The sequence below is a fragment of the Enterococcus sp. HMSC061C05 genome, from assembly GCF_001814765.1.
GTDB lineage: Bacteria > Bacillota > Bacilli > Lactobacillales > Enterococcaceae > Enterococcus_B > Enterococcus_B lactis.
The window spans coordinates 25,057-44,680 of the sequence record NZ_KV817726.1 but is presented as its reverse complement, the minus strand read 5'-3'; the positions used below and the strand labels follow the sequence as shown (position 1 = coordinate 44,680).

The window sequence follows — 19,624 nt, the reverse complement described above, 5'->3', positions numbered from 1 at the left end:
CGAGAAACTGGCTTTTGAACACCGTTTATCTAGAGGTTGTAAGCCTACCGTTTAACTCTAAGTCACAAGAAACGATTTCAAAAAACAGCTTTTCATGTTTTATGAGTAGTGTGACTTGTGACTGAGGAGTTGGTAGGAGAGCGCCGGTTACCCAATAGATAGGCCCTTTATGGTCTATCTATTTTTTTATCCAAAGAACACCGTAATGAAAGAAAATCACTTGTTTTGTTGAAAAAATGGGTCTACTGGGATAAACTGAAATCAGCAAACTATATTTAGGAGTGACGCAGTTGGACGCACGTTATGCAATTATTTTGGCGGCAGGGAAAGGTACCCGCATGAAGTCAAAATTATATAAAGTTTTACATCCCGTCTCTGGTAAACCTATGGTAGAACATATAATCAATCGGGTTAGTGAAACGAAACCAGATGAAGTGATTACCATCGTTGGACACGGAGCAGAACAAGTCAAAGCACAACTAGGAGAGCGCAGTAAATATGCGTTACAGGCGGAGCAATTGGGAACAGGACATGCTGTTTTGCAAGCCGCTTCTTTCTTGGAAGGAAAAAAAGGAACGACGTTAGTTATCAGTGGCGATACACCATTATTGTCTACTGAAACGCTGAACAATCTTTTTGAATATCACCAAGGAAAAAATGCAAGTGCGACGATCTTGACGGCACAAGCAGAAAACCCAACAGGATATGGTCGGATCATTCGTGACCATATTGGGATCGTAGAAAAAATCGTGGAACAAAAAGACGCAACACCAGAAGAAGCACTTGTACAAGAAATCAATACAGGAACATACTGTTTTGACAACGAAGCTTTGTTCGATGCGTTAAGCAAAGTCGGAACAAACAATGCTCAAGGTGAATACTATCTGACAGATATCATCGAAATCTTAAAAGAAGAAGGCAATACAGTTGCTGCTTATCAAACAGATGATTTTGAAGAATCAATGGGAGTCAATGATCGGATCGCGTTAGCTAAAGCAAATGAGATCATGAGAAAGCGGATCAACCAGATGCATATGGTCAATGGCGTAAGCTTTGTCGATTCAGCAACGACATACATCGATGCAGGCGTAGAGATTGGTCCAGACACATTGATCGAAGCAGGTGTACAAATCCAAGGCAATACAGTCATCGGTTCTGATTGTGTCATCGGGGCACATTCAAAAATCGTAGACAGTAGGATTGAGGATCACGTCGTCATTGAAAACTCAGTCATTGAAAGCAGCCATGTCAAGAAACATGCAGATGTGGGACCTTATGCACATTTACGACCAAAAGCTGAAATTGGCGAAAACGTTCATATCGGAAACTTTGTGGAAGTGAAAAATGCTCAAATCGGCAAAGGAACGAAAGTCGGTCACTTGACTTATGTTGGTGATGCTACGTTGGGAGAAGAGATCAATGTCGGATGTGGTGTTGTCTTCGTCAACTATGATGGAAAGAACAAGCATCATACGACTGTCGGCGACCACAGCTTTATTGGTTCTAGCACGAATATCATCGGACCTGTCGAGGTAGCTAAAAACAGTTCGATTGCTGCCGGGTCAACAATTACAGACGATATTCCAGAATATGCGCTGGCAATTGCGAGAGCAAGACAAGTCAATAAAGAAGGATATGCAAAAAAACTCCCTTATCTAAACTAAGACTTTTGCAAAATCACTTGATTTATTTAAAAAATATGACTACTATTTATTAGGTAGAATTCTAGAGTTGTGAAAAAGAAAGTGGAGGTCCCCATGTCAAAACATTACTTTGACCCAAGATTAAAAATTTTTGCGTTAAATTCCAATCGCCCATTAGCAGAGAAAATTGCAGCAGCAGTCGGTGTCGAGTTAGGAAAATCATCTGTTACTCAATTTAGTGATGGAGAAATTCAAGTAAACATTGAAGAAAGTATTCGTGGATCGCATGTCTATGTGATCCAATCAACGAGCAGCCCAGTCAATGATAACTTGATGGAGTTGCTGATCATGATTGATGCACTGAAACGAGCAAGTGCAAAAACAATCAACGTAGTCATGCCTTATTATGGTTATGCGCGTCAAGATCGTAAAGCACGTGCACGGGAACCAATCACAGCGAAATTAGTAGCAAACATGATCCAAAAAGCCGGTGCAACACGAATGCTGACTTTGGACCTTCATGCAGTCCAAATCCAAGGTTTCTTTGATATTCCAGTCGATCATTTGATGGGTGCGCCACTTATTGCTAATTATTTCTTGGAAAAAGGAATCAAAGGCGATGATGTTGTCGTTGTTTCACCAGACCACGGTGGCGTTACACGAGCACGTAAATTAGCGGAATTCTTGAAATCTCCGATTGCGATCATCGACAAACGCCGTCCAAAAGCAAATGTTGCAGAAGTAATGAACATCATTGGACAAGTCAAAGGCAAAACTTGTGTACTGATCGACGATATGATCGATACAGCAGGTACGATCACATTGGCTGCCAATGCTTTGAAAGAAGCTGGTGCAACAAGTGTGTATGCTTCATGTACCCATCCAGTATTATCTGGTCCTGCTTTACAAAGAATAGAAGATTCAGCTATCGAGCGACTAGTTGTCACAGACTCGATCTATCTTCCAGAAGATCGTAAAATCGATAAAATCGATGAAGTAAGTGTTGGCGGACTAATGGGAGATGCAATCAAACGTATCCATGAAAACAAACCAGTTAGTCCATTATTTGAAACAAAAAATAAATAATAAATAAACTCACAAAGGGGAGTCCAATTGGGCTGAGATTGAATCTACTTCTAAACCCTTCGTACCTGTTTCGGTTATGCGAGCGTAGGAATTGTGAAAAAACAGCTGTTTGAAAATTTTCGAAAGCTGCTTCCTCCTTTGTGACTTTTTTATTCAAAGGAGGAAGTTTTTTTATGGGAAAAAATAGAGTTTGGGTAGAAGGAACGATTGTTGCAGCGTTAGCGATGGTCCTGTCATTGATACCAATCCAGATCGGCAGCAGCTTTTCTATTTCATTGGGGCAGATTCCGTTGACGCTTTTTGCGTTAAGAAGAGGGACAAAGGCAGGGATGCTGGCAGGTTTCATTTGGGGGATCTTACACTTTCCGTTGGGACAAGTTTATTATTTAAGTGTCGTTCAAGTGTTGATTGAGTATCCGATTGCTTATACTTTTGCAGGTGCAGCAGGGCTCATGGCTTCAAATGTCCAAAAAAGCTATGCAGATGGAAATACGAAACAAATCAGAAAAAACATAGTGTTTGGTGCATTGATTGGCGCACTTTCCAGATATTTTTGGCATTTTATTGCGGGAGTTGTTTTCTGGGGAGCCTATGCACTATGGGGGATGAATCCTTGGCTCTTTTCTTTCGTAATGAATGGTGCTAGCGGGTTGAGCACAGCGATTGTGACGATGATCGTTTTATTAGGGATCCAACAAACGATTCCATCGCTTTTTGTGCCAGATAAACGACAGAATCTTTAAATAAAAAAGGAAACAAAAAACTTGAGACAGAATCATGTCCTAAGTTCCTTGTTTCCTTTTTGTTTTTCGGTAAGAAATAGATTCACTTCAATGGCAGATAAGAAAGACCGGCATCTTCTACCAATTGCCAGCGCCGATCGTTGACAGAGTAGATTAAAGTAGCGACGACTTCTTCTTCCCGATACCGAGTACCTTTCAATTTCCAAATATAGTCCTCAATCACATAAATAGGAATACGGTATTCGTCATCGATCAAACCAACTTGATCAAAAGAAAAAATGATCCCTTCCTGCATTAAATTACGCATTTCTTTCAATAATTCCACACTGATTTTTTCAACAGGAGTTTCCTTTTTAAAAAAGGATTTTTTTACATTGATCTTATCTGACAGGATAGAACTTAATTTACTAGCAAAAATCCTGTAAAATTCATCTAAATAGCGATAATAAATTCGGTTCAATTGATCGTTCAGATCGAAGTACACGAAATTATTTTGTAGCTTATAAAAAAATGGTGAGTGGAGATGTGTTTTCATATGGCCAAAATATAACAATTCTGAAATTTCTAAAGGTGTCAATTCTTTCAGCATCGTTAAATCAGTAAAGTCGATCCACTTCAATTCATCGAATCCACGCCTGTTTCGAGAAGAGGAAAAGAAACGCTGGATATTTTCTGTACCACGGATTACTTTCAGTCCTGTATGAGATTCGTATTCTCCAGCAGAAGCAGATGGATCAAGCAAGAGCAAGTTTTGAGGAAAATGCACGATACTGTTCGCAAAATCAGTAGCAGTCAGTCCTTTTGTTAAAACAGCATTACTTGTGGTATCAATATGTACATAAACTGACTCAGTCATCATGTTCCTCCTCTTATTTCCTCTTAATCTCTTTTATTTTACAACATTTGCATAAAAAAAGCTTGTTTCTTTTATTTTAAAATTCCATTACAAAATCACGTTTTCATTGAAAATACTCTCATTTTCAATTAATTTTTGTATTTTTTATTTAAAGGCGGTTTTATGAATTGTTTTCTTATGGAATATCCAAAGTCGAATACGATACTCATGAACTTTTTTCGACGTACTGGTATACTTGAAGAAAAAGGAGAAAGCGATGGAGATAAAAAAAGTTTACTTTTCACAGAAAATGTCGCTGTATTCGCGTATCAACCAAGCAAAACAACCTCTTCCGTTTTTTCAAAGCCATCAAGAAAGTAGAGAAGCATTTTGGCGTTCTGCAAAAAAGCAATGTGCCTTTGAAGCAGTATCAAAAAAATATACCATCTATTTTACTATTGATAAAAGTAGAGAAGATGTTATTTTTAATAACTTGCTGATCGAAGGCGAAACTTTTGAATGGCAAAAACTTTTTCAGCATATGGAAGCTTGCGCTCGTTTTTTTATTAAAGAAAACTGTTGTTTTTTATTTCAATCTCCTCTATCAGAAGAATGGTTGCGTATTTTTCATAAAAACGGCTATCAAGGAACCATGCAACTAAATAAAAAGCTGGTCTATCACACAGCACTTGTATTAGGAGGAGGGGGAGCACACGGTGCCTATCAGATTGGTGTATGGCAGGCGCTGAAGGAACATAACATCCAATTTGAAATCATCACTGGGACCTCGGTAGGTGCGCTGAACGGCGCATTGATTTTACAAGGAGACATGGAAAAAGCTGTGGGTTTATGGAAAAAGCTATCAACCAGACAAGTGCTTGCGTTACCAGAAATGGCTGACGTAGAAGACTTGCGTGAACGTTTCTATCAAGAAAGACGCCAAATGACGAAAACGGCACTAGTTGAAGGTGGGGTTTCGTCTGCGCCATTGGAAAAGCTGGTCAAGGAAAATTTAGATTTGTCTTTGCTCAAATACAATTCCAAAATACGTTTATACACGGTGTCTACTAAATTGCCAGAACTAGCAGAAGTAGTGACTGCTATCCAACAAACAAAAACAGAAGAAATACCAGATTGGATACTTGCCTCTGCTTCATTTTATCCTGCTATGGCTTACCGAAAGATCGGAAAAAATAAATATGCAGATGGTGGATATCGTAACAAAATTCCTATTGACATCGCGATTAACGAAGGCGCAACAGAGGCGTTTGTCGTGGATGTGCAAGGACCAGGGCCAGCGAAAAGAATCCGTGTGCCAGATACGTTTATCCATTGGAAATGTCAAACATTGTGGACGCTTGGCAGCTTTCTGCTTTTTGATAGCCAAAGAAACCAATTAAATTTACAATTAGGCTATCTGGAAATGAAAAAACGATTAGGCTGTTACTACGGGAATTGGTATACATTTGATTCTGTCAAACAAGCAGGAACATGCTGGCGTGGATTTTTATCTTACTTAATAAAAGAACTTCAGTTAGAGCTATCTTTTTTCAAAACCATAAAATTTTGGCAAAAACTGCGTAATATATATAAGAACAGGGCCGAACCAGAAACATGCGGACTGGCGATGCTGGAACTTTTAGCAAAAAAACATTTTTTATTGCCAAACAAAGTCTATGAAGTAGATTGGATGTTTCAAATGATCTGCCAACAAGATAGAAAAAGTATGCCAGACGATTTATTAGCACAAGTTGGTCAATTAAGTACAGAAGAATGGCGGAGGTATCGAAAATATCAGCAGAAAATACAAAATGAACGCACGAAAGCCGTTTATTTTGAAAAACTGCTGCAAGAAAAATGTAAGGATCGTTTGCAGCGTGAACTGCTTGAACAGCCAGTTGACACATTACTGATCCTATATTTATATTATCTCAAGGAGGAACAACCATGGCACAAGAATTTTCATATGAAATCGTAGAAGAAATCGCTGTTTTATCAGAAAACAACAAAGGATGGCGTAAAGAGCTGAACTTAGTCAGCTGGAATGGTCGTCCGCCGAAATTCGATCTTCGAGATTGGGCACCCGACCATGAAAAGATGGGGAAAGGGCTGACACTGACGAACGAAGAGTTTGAACAACTGCAAAAAGCAATAGAAAATATGTAATGAGGAAGGACCCTGTCGAATGAAAAGTATGACTGGTTTTGGCAAAGCCATCCGCGAAACAAAAGCATATCAGCTAGATATCGAAATAAAAAGTGTCAATCAGCGTTTTCTAGATGTCCAAATACGAAGTCCTAAAATCCTGAACTTTATTGAAAACGATTTTCGTCAGCTTATCAAACAGCAGTTAAGCCGCGGACGGATCGAGGTATTTGTGAATCTAGCTTATATTGGCAAAAACGAAAAGCAGATCGTCATCAACTGGGAATTGATTGATTCACTTATCACCCAATTGACAGACGGGATTCAACAACGATACGGGAGTCAAAATCAAGTGTCAATTCGTCGGCTGGCGGAACGCTTCGCGCTGGATGAAAACTTCGTAACGGTAGAAGAAAAACCGGAAGAGAGCATGGAAGAATTGGCACAGTTAGCTCTAGATACATTGAAAAGTGCACTTGATTCTATTGAAGCCAGTCGAGAAAAAGAAGGACAAGCCTTAGCTTCAGTGCTGAAAAAGAACACGGAAGAATTCAAACAAGTACTAAAAAAACTCAATAGTTTTGTAGACATCTATGAACAGGAATTTCAATTAAGGTATCAAAAAAAGCTGGAGGAATTTCTTGGAGCGAAAGTGGATGAGCAACGGTTGCTGACGGAGTTGGCTATCTTGCTGGAACGTGGAGATATCCACGAGGAACTGGACCGTTTGGCGATCCATGTCCAAAAACTAGATGAACTTATCGAGGCGCAATGTCCTGTAGGGCGAGAATTAGATTTTTTGATCCAGGAAATGAATCGGGAAATCAACACGATCGGTTCCAAATCTAATGCAATCGAAATTAAAAATCAAGTCGTCCAATCCAAGACGATCTTAGAGAAAATCAGAGAACAGGTCCAAAATATTGAATGACGAAAGAGGTAGAGACAATGAAATACTATGACGTAACGTTCCACGAATTAAGTGGAAAAACTGTTGTTAAACGGGATATCCCTTCTGAAAAAAACGGCTTTGACGTATGGAAAGATGCCTGTGCAGACTATAATGAGAACGAACTGTTTATTTTGATCAACGACGGTGCTTACGTGACGATGAATCGGAAATTTATTGTTCGAATCGACACAGAAGAGGTAGAAGATCCGACAGAAAAAGCACGTTCTCGAAAAGATGAGATCATGGGTGTAGTGAATACTTTGTCCAATATGGGCTTTTAGCAAGGACGTTGAACAAAGAAATACAATAAATAATCAGAATTGCATTTCTACGCTTAGCTTCTTTGCTCTAGGAATACATTTAAAGGTTGTGACAAAATTCGTGTCACAACCTTTTTTTATTTTGAATAAGTGATGTTCAAAAACCATTTTCTCGGTATGAAGCCAAATTTATGCAAAAATGTGAGAAGCCATTTTTATTTGGCTGTTCTTATTACTTGATGCAGGGTAGCTTTTTTGCCAATTTCTAGCTATAATTAAAGATAACCTTGAAAGTTGCAGAAAAAAAGTGCAAAATAAACGATAAGTACAAAAAGACTAGTTGAAAGGACGTCGTCATGTCAGAGCGTGGATTATTAATCGTGTTGTCTGGTCCATCCGGTGTAGGAAAAGGCACAGTACGAAAAGCAATTTTTGAGAGTGAGGATAATGATTTTCAGTATTCAATCTCAATGACTACCCGTAAAATGCGTGAAGGGGAGGTCGAAGGCGTTGATTATTTCTTCCGAAGCAAAGAAGAGTTTGAATCAATGATCGAAGCTGGAGAGATGCTGGAATACGCAGAATATGTCGGGAATTATTATGGAACGCCTTTGTCATATGTCAACAAGACATTGGATGAAGGAAAAGATGTTTTCTTGGAGATTGAAGTCCAAGGAGCAAAACAAGTCAAAGAAAAAGTGCCCGATGGTGTATTTATTTTTTTGACTCCGCCAGATTTAGCGGAATTAAAATCACGGATCGTAGGCCGAGGAACAGATGCAGATGAAGTAATCGAAGAACGAATGAAAGTTGCAAAAGAAGAAATCGAAATGATGGCTCTTTACGACTATGCTGTTGTAAATGATGAAGTGCCGCTAGCAGTTGAACGAATCAAACACATTATTGCCAGTGAACATTTTCGAGTAGATCGCGTAATCGGTAAATATATTAAAATGTTAAAGGAGATGTAGTCTTATGATGTTAAAACCTTCAATTGACTCACTATTAGATCGTGTAAATTCAAAATATTCTCTAGTAATTTTAGCAAGCAAACGCGCGCATGAGTTGGATGCAAGTGCACAACCTACACTAGATTCTTTTGATTCAGTAAAAAGCGTTGGTCAAGCTTTAGAAGAAATCGATGCAGGGAATGTAGTCAATGATCCCCATCCTGAATTAAAACGTGAACGTTTGAAGATGGAAGAAGAGGAACGTCAAGCTCAAAAAGAGCGTGAACAACACGAATTGGAATCACGTATCCGCGAAGAGCAAAAAATGTAATAAAGAAAAGTAGAGCGAGCATCTAAAAAGAAAAGCAAACCCAGCTGTTTCCTTTTCAAACATTCGCCTCTTATTGTCTGGTAGAAAAGGCTGTGTCTGAACTTTTTGACACAGTTCTTTTTTTTCTTATCCGCTGTTAATTTTTTGTTAGGATTTGGCAGAAAATAAGACAAATCCAGCGATCTCTAGTAAAATAGGCAAGGAACTTTTTGTCGCTTGATATGAAAAGACAAAAAAAGGAGGAAACGAACCATGACATTAACAGCTGAAGTCATTGTGGACGTACCTACTATGCAGACCGATCAGCCATTCACCTATCTGGTTCCCTCTGAAATGGAAACAGCTTTGCAAGTCGGGATGCGGGTAGAGGTCCCTTTTGGTAATGGCAATCGTCATGTCCAAGGATTTGTTATGGCTGTCCAAAAATCAGAAGAATCAGCTAACCCATCGTTGAAGGCAGTGATCCGTTTGCTGGACCTTGCCCCAGTGGTCAATGAAGAATTACTTTCATTAGCTGATTATATGAAAAAGATCACTTATGCATTCAAAATCACTTGTCTACAAACGATGCTTCCGAGTGTGATGAAAGCAGAATATGATAAATTGATCTATCCTTTGGCAGATACACCAGAAATTCAGGCATTGTTTGGTCAACGGGAAGTGATTTCCTGGAAAGAAGCAGAAGAAGAAGGCAGCCTTTCTCAGTTGATTCGTTGGCGCCAAGAGCAATTAGTAGATATCAAATACGAAGTCCATACACGAAATAAAGTAAAAACGATTCGTTTGGTCCGTTCCCTATTAACTGAACAACAAATCGAAGAAGAATGGGCAAAATTACGGCAAAATGCCAAGAAACAAAAAGAGCTTCTTTTGTGTTTATCTGAACTGAGCCAAGAAGAACCAATCGCTTATTTCAAAGATAAAGAAATCAGTACTGCTGTCTTGAATCAAGGAAAAGAAAAGGGCTGGCTGGAGTTTGTAGAATCAGAACGTTATCGCGACCCTTATCAGGACCGAGTATTTGACCAAACGACGGCATTGGAACTGAATGCAGAACAAAAAAATGCTGTCGAACAAATCATCACAGCAGGTCAGCAACAAAAAGATCAGGTCTTTTTGCTAGAGGGAATCACCGGTAGTGGAAAAACAGAAGTATATCTTCAATCAATCGCTGATGTTTTGTCAGAAAATAAAACGGCTATAATGTTAGTGCCTGAAATCGCATTGACTCCGCAAATGGTCGAGCGATTCAAAGGACGCTTCGGTGAATCAGTTGCGGTCTTACATAGCGGACTTTCCCAAGGTGAAAAATATGATGAATGGCGCAAGATCGAGCGGGAAGAAGCACAAGTAGTAGTAGGCGCACGCTCTGCTATTTTTGCTCCGCTGAAAAATATAGGATTGATCATTATCGATGAAGAACATGAATCAAGTTATAAACAAGATGAGACGCCGCGTTATCATGCGAGAGATTTAGCTATTTGGCGTAGTAAGTACCATCATTGCCCAATAGTCCTTGGAAGTGCGACACCCTCTTTGGAATCAAGAGCACGAGCTCAAAAAGGCGTTTATCAGTTATTGCAATTGAATCACCGAGCTAAAGTAGCTGCACAACTTCCAGCTATTGAGATCGTAGACATGCGTGAAGAGTTTCAGAATCATCGGACCTCTACTTTTTCTGCTAATTTGCAGGAAAAGATACAAGATCGGTTAGACAAAAAAGAACAAACTGTCCTACTGCTCAATCGTCGAGGATATTCGTCTTTTGTGATGTGCAGAGACTGCGGATTTGTTCTCCCATGCCCTAATTGCGATATCTCTCTTACCTTGCATATGGATACACGTTCGATGCGCTGTCATTATTGCGGACACGAAGAACCTATTCCTAATCGCTGTCCCAATTGTGGGGGCAACAAAATCCGCTACTATGGGACAGGCACCCAAAAAGTAGAAGAGGAACTCCGAGAACTTTATCCGCAAGCTAGGATTTTGCGTATGGATGTAGATACCACCCGAAGAAAAGGGGCACACGAACAGATTTTACAAAAATTCGGTGCAAAAGAAGCAGATATTTTATTAGGGACACAAATGATCGCTAAAGGCTTGGATTTTCCAGAAGTCACATTAGTTGGCGTGTTGAATGCTGATACCTCCCTGAATTTACCGGATTTTCGTTCTAGCGAGCATACATTCCAATTGCTGACCCAAGTTTCAGGACGAGCAGGACGAGCGGAAAAACCAGGCGAAGTCGTGATCCAAACGTTCAATCCTCAGCATTACGCTATAGAATTGGCTAAAAAACAAAACTATGAACAGTTTTATCAGCAGGAAATGCATGTACGGCATCGTGGAGGTTACCCTCCGTATTACTTTACTGTGAAAATAACTGCCAGCCATCCTGAAGAACAAGTGGCGGCAAAGAAAATCTTTCAGATTGCCAATCAGCTAAAAGAAGTATTAAGTCCTCAAAGTTTGTTACTAGGACCAACACCCAGCATGATTTTGAGAGTGAAAAATCGATACTATTATCAACTGATCATCAAATATAAACATGAGCCGAATCTTCCTCATGTTTTGGATGAAATCTTGAATGGAAGCCAGAAAGAACAGCGGCAAGGTCTTTTTGTGGCAATTGACAACGAACCATTAAACTTTATTTAAGAAAGGACCAACTTATGCGCTATCCTATATTGATCCACCCTAATGATAAATTAAAAAGACCTGCTCAGCCAATCGACGTGATCACGGATGAAACGATTGCTTTGTTAGACAACTTATATGAGACGATGATTGCGAATGACGGAATAGGGATTGCTGCTCCTCAAGTAGGAAAAAACAAGAGAATCGCTGTGATCGAAGTAGATGAAGGCGAAAAATTCGAACTGATAAACCCAGAAATCATTGAAGCAAAAGGTGAAAGCATGGACGTAGAAGGCTGTCTCAGTATTCCGCATGTCTATGGAACAGTCAAGCGAGCAGATGAAGTGACTGTACGCTATTATGACCGCGATGGAGAAGAGATAGAAGTGACAGCTTTCGGCTATTTAGCCCGTGCCTTCCAGCATGAAATCGATCACTTAGACGGTATTCTGTTCATTGAGAAAATGGTACAGCAGATCCCGGAAGAAGAACTTGAAGAATATATGGAGGAACATCTTGATGACTAAGTTAGTATTTATGGGCACACCTGCTTTTTCTGTGCCAATTCTTGAAGGGCTGATAGAATCAGGCTACGAGATCCAGGCAGTAGTCACACAGCCCGACCGTCCAGTTGGGCGGAAACGAGTAATTACGCCGACACCGGTAAAAGAAGCTGCTCTAAAGCACGGTATCCGTGTGTTGCAACCAGAGAAAATCTCCGGTTCGCCAGAAATGGAAGAAATCATTGAATTGGCGCCTGATTTGATCGTCACTGCGGCGTTTGGTCAATTCTTGCCTGAAAAGTTATTGCAAGTGCCAAAATTAGGGGCAATCAATGTCCATGCTTCTTTACTTCCTAAATATCGGGGAGGTGCGCCTGTTCATTATGCCATCATGAGCGGGGAGAAAGAAACTGGTGTAACGATCATGGAAATGATCAAAAAAATGGATGCAGGCGGAATCTATGCGCAAGAAAGCATGCCAATCACTAAACAAGATGATGTGGGGACGATGTTTGAAAAGCTCAGCCTTTTAGGAAGAAAGCTATTGCTAGAAACATTGCCTAATATTTTGAATGGACAAAAACCAGTTCCTCAAGACGAGTCAAAAGCCACTTTTTCGCCAAACATCACACGTGAACAAGAAGCGGTCGATTGGCATAAAACTGCAGAAGAAATCGACAACCAAGTACGCGGGATGCGTCCTTGGCCGATTGCATTCACGACCTATGAAGGTACACGCTGGAAATTATTATCGGTTGATGTACTGGCAGAAAGTACAGACGAAGCACCAGGCACGATCATCCGAAAAGACAAAAAAAATCTATGGATTGCTTGCGGTAAACAGACCGTATTAGCCATCAATGAATTACAGCCAGCTGGTAAAGGAAAACAAGCCGTACACGATTTTCTTAACGGAAGCGGTCAGCAAGTTCAGATTGGTCAGCAGGTGAAATAATGAAAAAAATCCCTAAAAAAATGAAAAAATCTGTACGATATATGGCATTACTGACATTAGAGCGAGTGAACAAGGGCGGCGCCTACTCGAATCTTTTGTTGAATGAGATGATCAAACAAAGCGAGCTAAATCAAAAAGATGTGGGTCTATTTACAGAATTGATCTACGGTACGATTAGCCATCAGCGACTATTGGAATTTTACGTTGCACCATTGATCGCTAAAGCAAAAAAAGTGGATGACTGGGTCAAGACGCTTCTTTATCTTTCTGTATATCAATTAGAATTTTTAGATAAAGTCCCTGCACATGCTATTTTAAACGAGGCGGTCGAAATCGCGAAAGTAAAAGGAAATCCTGGGACAGGAAAATTTGTAAATGGTGTTTTGAGGAATTATCAGCGTCAAGGAGCACCAGATCTGCAAGGCATTACTGATCCTATCGAAAGACTTTCTGTCAAAATCAGCCTGCCTCTATGGATGACGAAGCGGTTGGTGGATCAAATCGGTTACGAAGAAACTGAAAAGCTCGGTTTATCGCTATATCAGCCTAGCCATGCTAGTGCCCGAATAGATACACGCCGACTTTCCAGAGATCAGGCCATCACTGTTTTGCAAGAAGAAGAGATCACAGCTGAAAAAAGCCAAGTCAGTCCATACGGTATAGTAGCGAAAAAAGGGCATTTAGCTTCTAGCTCATTGTTCCACGATGGCGTCATGACGATCCAAGATGAAAGTTCGATGCTTGTAGCGCCGTCTATGCAAATCGAGCCTGAACATCATGTCTTAGATGCCTGTGCAGCACCCGGAGGTAAGACGACACATATTGCTTCTTTTTTGGATCCTTCATGTGGTGGGGAAGTGATTGCTTTAGATGTACATGAACACAAAGTCAAACTCATTGAAGAAAATGCAACACGTCTGGGTGTCTCTTCTGCTGTTTACGCTCAAAAGATGGATGCTAGAGAAGTCAGCAAGCAGTTTGAACCAGAGCAGTTCGATCGGATTTTAGTAGACGCGCCTTGTTCAGGTCTAGGGCTCCTTCGGCGAAAACCAGATATCCGTTATAAAAAACAGCCGGATGATTTAGCGAATTTACCAAAAATCCAATTGGAAATTTTAGAAAGCTGCGCACCAGCTTTAAAGTCTTCCGGTATTCTGACTTATAGTACTTGTACGATCTTAAAAGAAGAAAACCAAGACGTTGTTTCTGCTTTCTTGGAAACACACCCTGATTTTGAGAGGATTGATGTTTTGACCGATCCTATGCTACAATCATCAATCGTAGAGAAAATGTTGACTTTGTATCCGCATCAGTTTTACACAGATGGATTTTTCATTTGTTGTTTGCGCAAAAAGTAATGAGGTGAAAAAATGCAGATTGAATATCAATCAGATGTAGGAAGACGACGTAACACCAATCAAGACTATGCCAGTGTATTTACTAGCCGTTCAGGTCTCAAGCTTGCTGTATTAGCAGATGGGATGGGTGGGCACCGTGCTGGAGACATTGCCAGTCAAATGGCGGTAACAAATCTAGGCGAAGCTTGGGAAGAACAAGAAGCTGCCGACGATGAAAAAATCGCCCAGTGGTTCATTCAATCGATTCAAGAGGAAAATGTGCTGATTTATCAGCGAGGACAAGAACAGCCGGAATATAACGGTATGGGAACAACAATCGTAGCGGCAGCTCTGTCAGATGACTGGTTCACGATTGCGAATGTTGGCGACAGCAGAGCGTATTTGATTCGCGAAGATAAAATCATGCAATTGACAGAGGATCATTCTTTAGTTAACGAACTAGTCAAATCAGGGGAAATCAGCGAAGAAATGGCAGTGAACCATCCAAGAAAGAATATTTTAACACGTTCTGTCGGCATGCCAGGAACAGTCGAAGTAGATGTTTCTACTCATCTTTGGCAACTAAAAGATCGCTTGCTGTTATGTTCAGATGGCTTGACGAATATGCTATCTGAAGAAGAAATAGGAACGATCATTAATCAAGAAGGCCCGTTATCCCATAAAGTAACTGAGCTGATTGATCGTGCCAATGAAGCAGGCGGAGCGGATAATATCACCGTTCTTCTTATCGAATATAAGGAGGACAGTGTATGATCGAGTTGGGAAAAAAATTAAATGGCCGTTATCAAATCACGGGGAATATCGGTAGTGGTGGTATGGCTAATGTATTTTTGGCGCACGATTTGATCTTGGATCGAGATGTAGCAGTCAAAGTCTTACGATTCGACTTTCAAAATGATCAAACCGCGATTCGACGATTTCAGCGAGAAGCTTTAGCAGCAACAGAACTCGTTCATCCAAATATTGTCAGTGTTTACGATGTTGGTGAAGAAGACAATATGCAGTACCTAGTGATGGAATACGTCAAAGGAATGGACTTGAAACGATATATCCAAACACATTATCCTGTTCCTTATGAAACAGCAGTAAATATTATGCAGCAGATTCTTTCTGCTATTTCTTTAGCTCATAACCATCAAATCATCCACCGAGATTTGAAACCCCAAAACGTATTGATCGATAACGAAGGTGTAGTAAAAATCACGGATTTCGGGATTGCTATTGCTTTATCTGAAACATCGATCACACAGACGAATACGATGTTGGGATCTGTTCATTACCTATCTCCTGAGCAAGCAAGAGGGAGTATGGCAACGAAGCAGTCAGATATTTATGCTTTAGGGATCATTCTTTATGAGATGCTGACAGGTAGCGTGCCGTTTGACGGTGAATCTGCTGTGACGATTGCTTTAAAACATTTCCAAGATGATCTTCCATCCATAAAGGCACTTGATCCAAATGTACCGCAAGCACTGGAAAATGTGATTTTACGGGCGACGGCTAAAGAACCTGCAGACCGTTACAAGTCAGCCGAAGAAATGTCTGATGATCTTTCTACAGTATTATCACCAGCCCGTGCAAACGAAGAAAAATGGCAACCTCATGCGATGGATAACGAAACAAAAGTTATCACACCGCTTGCGGCAGATACACCAATGCCGGATTCATTCAAATCTATGCCTCTGCCAAAAGACGAACCGAGAAACGAAACATTGCCGGAAGAGGAAGAAGTTCTGCCTGACCCTAAAAAGAAAGGACAGAAAAAATGGTGGCTGATCCTGTTAGCTGTCCTCGCTGTTTTAGGAATCGGAACAGCTGTATTCTTTGCTTCTGGCGGACGGGGAGAAGTTGTTGTTCCTGATGTTTCTGATCTTTCTGAAGCTTCCGCCAGAGAAACACTCGCAAAAGCGAAATTAGAAGTAGCAACAAAAACAGAAGAAATTGCAGATGACAAAATCGAAGAAGGCAATGTGGTGAAGACAGACCCGGCAGCGGGAACGACAGTCAAGCAAAAACGCGAAGTCACTCTTTATATCAGCAGTGGCACGAAAAAAATCAAATTAGATGATTACAGTGGTAAAAGTTATGAAGATGCTGAAGCAAGTTTGAAAGAATTAGGATTTTCTGCTGATTTGATTCAAAAAGAAGAGGAATTCAGTTCAGAGGTAGAAAGCGGAATGATCATTTCGCAATCTCCATCAGAAGATACAGAAGTCGATCCTAAAACAGACACGATTACTTTCACAGTCAGCAAAGGACCAGAAACAGTGACTTTGAGTAGTCATGTAGGAGAAAACTACGAAACTATCCGTAATTGGCTTGTTACACAAGGATTCAATATCAATAACATTAGTGCTACTTATGACTATAGCGACACTGTGCCATCGGGTTCGATTATTAGTCAGGATCCAGCCTCAGGTGAAGTTGTAGCAGAAGAAACTTACATCAGTTTTGTCGTAAGCCAAGGAACAGAACCTAAACTGAATGACATCTCCGGCTATACAAAAAGCGAAGCACAAAGTTATTTGGCTAGTATTGGTGCAGAATATATCGGTCATGAGACTTCTGAATATTCAAGCACGGTGGATAAGGACAAAGTAATCCGTACAGTGCCAGGGGCAGGTACGACGATTACCAAAGGAATGGTTGTAAACGTGATTTACTCTAAAGGACCAGACCCAGCGTCTTCTAGTTCTGAGAAAGATTCTTCAGACAGTTCTAGCAGCTCAAGTAGCTCTAGCAGTACGAGCAGCTCTTCCAAAGAAGAATCTTCCAGCACCACAAGTTCATCAGATAGTACCTCAGAAAGCTCAAAATAAGTTTTTAATAAAATAGAACAAAGAGGTTGTGACAGAAGCTACTTCTGGAACACCGTTTATTCGAAGGGACTGTGTCGCAGTCCCTTTTTTGTGTTTTCTATCCCTTTTGATTAGTTTTCAAGCCTTTTACTTTGAGAAGTTTGCGTGGAACGACACCTACTTTCCTCTTCATATGGTAAAATAAACAAAAACGGAGGTGGCACTTATCAAAGGACAAATCAGAAAAGCAATCAGCGGTTTTTACTATGTATACGCAGACGGAGAGACCTATCAAACAAGAGGAAGAGGGAATTTCCGGAATCGGAAAATCACGCCGCTTGTCGGAGATCAGGTAATCTTTGAGAGTGAAAATCAAACAGACGGCTATCTTCTGGAAATCTTGCCGAGAAAAAATCAATTAGTTCGCCCGCCAGTCACAAATGTTGATCTTGGAATCATTGTCACAAGTATCGTGGAACCTGCATTTTCTTATAATCTGCTTGACCGCTTTCTAGTTACCTTGGAATATGAATCAATCGAACCGCTCATTTTTTTGACGAAGACCGACTTGTCAGACGACCCGAAAACAATCGAAGAAATCAAACAAACCTATACTAAGATAGGCTACCCAGTGATTGTACCCAATCATGCGGGTGACACGACAGAATTGATCCGTTACTTTCCAGAACGGCTATCGGTCTTCATGGGACAGTCTGGAGCAGGAAAATCAACACTACTGAATCAAATATCTCCAGAACTGAATTTAGCAACAGGAGAGATTTCTGATGCACTTGGAAGAGGGCGTCATACAACACGGCATGTGGAGCTGCTCCCTATCTACGGTGGGTTAGTAGCAGACACACCAGGATTCAGCTCGATTGACTTTTTGACTATCGAAGCAGGAGAATTGCCAAGACAATTTCCGGAATTTGTGGAAGCTTCTGCCTATTGCAAATTTAGAGAGTGCATGCATGCTAAAGAACCTGGCTGTGAAGTGAAACATAGAGTAGAAACAGGTGGTATCGCACAGACACGTTACGATAATTATTTGCAATTCTTACAAGAAATCGAGAAAAGAAAACCCATGTATACGAAAAAAGAAGGTAAACGAAAATAGGAGGAACCAAGAATGAAAATAGCACCATCCATTTTGAGCGCAGATTTTGCCAATTTGCAAAGAGATATTGAGTTAGTAGAAAAAGGAGGCGCAGATTACATCCACGTAGATGTCATGGATGGCCAATTTGTCCCAAATATCACGTTAGGGCCAAATATTGTTCAGGCAATCCGACCTGTCACTAAATTACCGCTAGACGTCCATCTGATGATCGTTGATCCGGAAAATTACATTCCAGCATTTGCGAAAGCTGGAGCAGATATCATTACTGTTCATGTAGAAGCAACTCCTCATATCCATCGGGCACTCCAAATGACAAAAAGCTTAGGTGTCAAAGCTGGAGTAGTTATTAATCCAGGGACACCAGTCTCCATGATCAAACATGTTTTGCCTTTGGCTGATCAAGTGCTGGTCATGACTGTCAATCCTGGGTTCGGCGGACAAAGCTTTATTGAAGAAACGGTAGAAAAAATCACAGAACTCGCTGATCTACGTAAAGAGAACACTTGGTCTTATGCAATTGAAGTAGATGGCGGAATCGTTCCAGAAACAGCAAAAATCTGTAAAGATGCAGGGGCGGATGTCTTTGTTGCAGGATCATATATCTATGGAGCCGAAAATCCAGTCGGACAAATCGAACGGTTAAAAGAGGCATTAGATTAAATGAAAATTTTATTAGCTGCTGGAGGTAATCCGGAAAACTGGCCGCAGCCTCTACTGACCAAATACGATGCCTATGTCGGAATAGACCGTGGTGCGCTGTATCTGCTTCAAGCAGGCTACCCAGTAGATCTGGCAGTAGGTGATTTTGATTCATTGTCGAACGAAGAGCAGGAGGAAGTATTTGCAAAAGCCAAAGAGTATGCCCGTTCACCCGCAGAAAAAGACGATACAGATACACAATTGGGGATCTTAAAGACATTTGAACGTTATCCGCAAGCTGAAGTCACTTTGATCGGCGCCACAGGAGGAAGATTGGATCATCTTTTAGCCAATCTCTGGTTAGGTCTGGAACCTCGATTCAAACCGTTTGCCCATCAGCTTATTATTAGAGATCGTCAAAATTATTTGGCTTATTATTTGCCTGGAAAGCATATAGTAAGACAGGTTCCAAGTATGAAGTATCTAGCTTATTGCTGTTTGACGCCCGTCTCGGCTCTTACATTGAAAGGCAGTAAGTATGTATTGGAAAATAAAGCAGTTGAATACCCGACATCTTATGCAAGTAACGAGTTTCTTTCAGATACCGCTGAATTTTCTTTTTCAGATGGTATGATTGCAGTTATTCAAAGCAAAGACTGACCAATG

At 40.6% G+C, this 19,624-nt stretch carries 19 protein-coding genes and 1 riboswitch; of the genes, 18 read left to right on the top strand and 1 reads right to left on the bottom strand.

Going from position 1 to position 19,624, the window contains the following annotated elements:
* Positions 1-290: 290 nt before the first annotated feature.
* The 3 genes from glmU (at position 291) to thiT (ending at position 3,472) form a co-directional block, all read left to right on the top strand.
* A complete protein-coding gene (gene glmU, locus HMPREF2988_RS02795) occupies positions 291-1,664 on the top strand; it encodes a bifunctional UDP-N-acetylglucosamine diphosphorylase/glucosamine-1-phosphate N-acetyltransferase GlmU (protein ID WP_070769962.1) in 1,374 nt (457 codons plus the stop codon).
* Between the two features lie 93 nt (positions 1,665-1,757).
* Positions 1,758-2,729, top strand: a complete 972-nt coding sequence (locus HMPREF2988_RS02790) for a ribose-phosphate diphosphokinase (RefSeq protein WP_002287347.1) — start codon at positions 1,758-1,760, stop codon at positions 2,727-2,729.
* A gap of 5 nt (positions 2,730-2,734) precedes the next feature.
* Positions 2,735-2,837: riboswitch (TPP riboswitch) on the top strand.
* Between the two features lie 65 nt (positions 2,838-2,902).
* A complete protein-coding gene (thiT, locus tag HMPREF2988_RS02785) occupies positions 2,903-3,472 on the top strand; it encodes an energy-coupled thiamine transporter ThiT (protein WP_002293068.1) in 570 nt (189 codons plus the stop codon).
* A gap of 82 nt (positions 3,473-3,554) precedes the next feature.
* On the opposite strand, the gene HMPREF2988_RS02780 is transcribed toward thiT, so the two are convergent.
* Complete coding sequence (locus HMPREF2988_RS02780; protein ID WP_002293067.1) at positions 3,555-4,328, bottom strand: hypothetical protein; 774 nt, start codon at positions 4,326-4,328, stop codon at positions 3,555-3,557.
* 256 nt (positions 4,329-4,584) lie between these two features.
* Here HMPREF2988_RS02780 and HMPREF2988_RS02775 point away from each other — a divergent pair, with 256 nt between their 5' ends.
* The 15 genes from HMPREF2988_RS02775 to HMPREF2988_RS02705 all read left to right on the top strand — a co-directional run bounded on the left by HMPREF2988_RS02775 (position 4,585) and on the right by HMPREF2988_RS02705 (position 19,618).
* A complete protein-coding gene (locus HMPREF2988_RS02775; protein WP_070769961.1) occupies positions 4,585-6,285 on the top strand; it encodes a patatin-like phospholipase family protein in 1,701 nt (566 codons plus the stop codon).
* A complete protein-coding gene (locus tag HMPREF2988_RS02770; protein ID WP_002293064.1) occupies positions 6,255-6,473 on the top strand; it encodes a YdbC family protein in 219 nt (72 codons plus the stop codon). Before HMPREF2988_RS02775 ends, HMPREF2988_RS02770 begins: the two co-directional genes overlap by 31 nt.
* Before the next feature lie 19 nt (positions 6,474-6,492).
* Entirely contained in the window at positions 6,493-7,383 is an 891-nt protein-coding gene (locus HMPREF2988_RS02765) for a YicC/YloC family endoribonuclease (RefSeq protein ID WP_002315890.1), read from the top strand.
* Positions 7,384-7,400: 17 nt separating this feature from the next.
* Complete coding sequence (locus tag HMPREF2988_RS02760) at positions 7,401-7,685, top strand: hypothetical protein (protein ID WP_002287356.1); 285 nt, start codon at positions 7,401-7,403, stop codon at positions 7,683-7,685.
* Between the two features lie 335 nt (positions 7,686-8,020).
* Positions 8,021-8,635, top strand: a complete 615-nt coding sequence (gmk, locus tag HMPREF2988_RS02755; RefSeq protein ID WP_002293062.1) for a guanylate kinase — start codon at positions 8,021-8,023, stop codon at positions 8,633-8,635.
* 4 nt (positions 8,636-8,639) lie between these two features.
* Positions 8,640-8,945 (top strand): DNA-directed RNA polymerase subunit omega, encoded by a 306-nt coding sequence (rpoZ, locus tag HMPREF2988_RS02750; protein WP_002287365.1) that lies wholly within the window; start codon positions 8,640-8,642, stop codon positions 8,943-8,945.
* A gap of 252 nt (positions 8,946-9,197) precedes the next feature.
* On the top strand, positions 9,198-11,606 hold the full coding sequence (gene priA / locus HMPREF2988_RS02745) for a primosomal protein N' (RefSeq protein WP_070769960.1): 2,409 nt from the start codon (positions 9,198-9,200) through the stop codon (positions 11,604-11,606).
* A 14-nt stretch (positions 11,607-11,620) separates the two neighbouring features.
* Positions 11,621-12,112, top strand: coding sequence for a peptide deformylase (gene def / locus HMPREF2988_RS02740; RefSeq protein ID WP_002315893.1), 492 nt, complete (start codon positions 11,621-11,623; stop codon positions 12,110-12,112).
* Positions 12,105-13,043 (top strand): methionyl-tRNA formyltransferase, encoded by a 939-nt coding sequence (gene fmt / locus HMPREF2988_RS02735; RefSeq protein WP_070769959.1) that lies wholly within the window; start codon positions 12,105-12,107, stop codon positions 13,041-13,043. The genes def and fmt overlap by 8 nt, the downstream gene beginning before the upstream one ends.
* The gene (gene rsmB / locus HMPREF2988_RS02730; RefSeq protein ID WP_070769958.1) at positions 13,043-14,401 is read left to right on the top strand and encodes a 16S rRNA (cytosine(967)-C(5))-methyltransferase RsmB; all 1,359 of its coding nucleotides are present in this window, start codon (positions 13,043-13,045) and stop codon (positions 14,399-14,401) included. The genes fmt and rsmB overlap by 1 nt, the downstream gene beginning before the upstream one ends.
* A gap of 12 nt (positions 14,402-14,413) precedes the next feature.
* On the top strand, positions 14,414-15,154 hold the full coding sequence (locus HMPREF2988_RS02725; RefSeq protein ID WP_002315895.1) for a Stp1/IreP family PP2C-type Ser/Thr phosphatase: 741 nt from the start codon (positions 14,414-14,416) through the stop codon (positions 15,152-15,154).
* The gene (gene pknB, locus HMPREF2988_RS02720; RefSeq protein ID WP_070769957.1) at positions 15,151-17,220 is read left to right on the top strand and encodes a Stk1 family PASTA domain-containing Ser/Thr kinase; all 2,070 of its coding nucleotides are present in this window, start codon (positions 15,151-15,153) and stop codon (positions 17,218-17,220) included. Before HMPREF2988_RS02725 ends, pknB begins: the two co-directional genes overlap by 4 nt.
* Positions 17,221-17,416: 196 nt before the next feature.
* Positions 17,417-18,316 (top strand): ribosome small subunit-dependent GTPase A, encoded by a 900-nt coding sequence (gene rsgA / locus HMPREF2988_RS02715; RefSeq protein ID WP_070769956.1) that lies wholly within the window; start codon positions 17,417-17,419, stop codon positions 18,314-18,316.
* Positions 18,317-18,328: 12 nt separating this feature from the next.
* Positions 18,329-18,979, top strand: a complete 651-nt coding sequence (gene rpe / locus HMPREF2988_RS02710) for a ribulose-phosphate 3-epimerase (protein ID WP_070769955.1) — start codon at positions 18,329-18,331, stop codon at positions 18,977-18,979.
* Positions 18,980-19,618 (top strand): thiamine diphosphokinase, encoded by a 639-nt coding sequence (locus tag HMPREF2988_RS02705; protein ID WP_002293052.1) that lies wholly within the window; start codon positions 18,980-18,982, stop codon positions 19,616-19,618.
* The last annotated feature ends 6 nt before the right edge of the window (positions 19,619-19,624 follow it).

What these genes read in the sequence shown, in the direction of transcription:
- thiT (WP_002293068.1), top strand. Translation starts at nt 2,903, where the DNA reads ATGGGAAAAAATAGAGTTTGGGTAGAAGGAACGATTGTTGCAGCGTTA.
- HMPREF2988_RS02770 (WP_002293064.1), top strand. Translation starts at nt 6,255, where the DNA reads ATGGCACAAGAATTTTCATATGAAATCGTAGAAGAAATCGCTGTTTTA.
- pknB (WP_070769957.1), top strand. Translation starts at nt 15,151, where the DNA reads ATGATCGAGTTGGGAAAAAAATTAAATGGCCGTTATCAAATCACGGGG.
- gmk (WP_002293062.1), top strand. Translation starts at nt 8,021, where the DNA reads ATGTCAGAGCGTGGATTATTAATCGTGTTGTCTGGTCCATCCGGTGTA.
- HMPREF2988_RS02790 (WP_002287347.1), top strand. Translation starts at nt 1,758, where the DNA reads ATGTCAAAACATTACTTTGACCCAAGATTAAAAATTTTTGCGTTAAAT.
- rsmB (WP_070769958.1), top strand. Translation starts at nt 13,043, where the DNA reads ATGAAAAAAATCCCTAAAAAAATGAAAAAATCTGTACGATATATGGCA.
- rpe (WP_070769955.1), top strand. Translation starts at nt 18,329, where the DNA reads ATGAAAATAGCACCATCCATTTTGAGCGCAGATTTTGCCAATTTGCAA.
- rpoZ (WP_002287365.1), top strand. Translation starts at nt 8,640, where the DNA reads ATGATGTTAAAACCTTCAATTGACTCACTATTAGATCGTGTAAATTCA.
- HMPREF2988_RS02760 (WP_002287356.1), top strand. Translation starts at nt 7,401, where the DNA reads ATGAAATACTATGACGTAACGTTCCACGAATTAAGTGGAAAAACTGTT.
- HMPREF2988_RS02775 (WP_070769961.1), top strand. Translation starts at nt 4,585, where the DNA reads ATGGAGATAAAAAAAGTTTACTTTTCACAGAAAATGTCGCTGTATTCG.
- def (WP_002315893.1), top strand. Translation starts at nt 11,621, where the DNA reads ATGCGCTATCCTATATTGATCCACCCTAATGATAAATTAAAAAGACCT.
- fmt (WP_070769959.1), top strand. Translation starts at nt 12,105, where the DNA reads ATGACTAAGTTAGTATTTATGGGCACACCTGCTTTTTCTGTGCCAATT.
- HMPREF2988_RS02705 (WP_002293052.1), top strand. Translation starts at nt 18,980, where the DNA reads ATGAAAATTTTATTAGCTGCTGGAGGTAATCCGGAAAACTGGCCGCAG.
- HMPREF2988_RS02765 (WP_002315890.1), top strand. Translation starts at nt 6,493, where the DNA reads ATGAAAAGTATGACTGGTTTTGGCAAAGCCATCCGCGAAACAAAAGCA.
- priA (WP_070769960.1), top strand. Translation starts at nt 9,198, where the DNA reads ATGACATTAACAGCTGAAGTCATTGTGGACGTACCTACTATGCAGACC.
- HMPREF2988_RS02780 (WP_002293067.1), bottom strand. Translation starts at nt 4,328, where the DNA reads ATGACTGAGTCAGTTTATGTACATATTGATACCACAAGTAATGCTGTT.
- HMPREF2988_RS02725 (WP_002315895.1), top strand. Translation starts at nt 14,414, where the DNA reads ATGCAGATTGAATATCAATCAGATGTAGGAAGACGACGTAACACCAAT.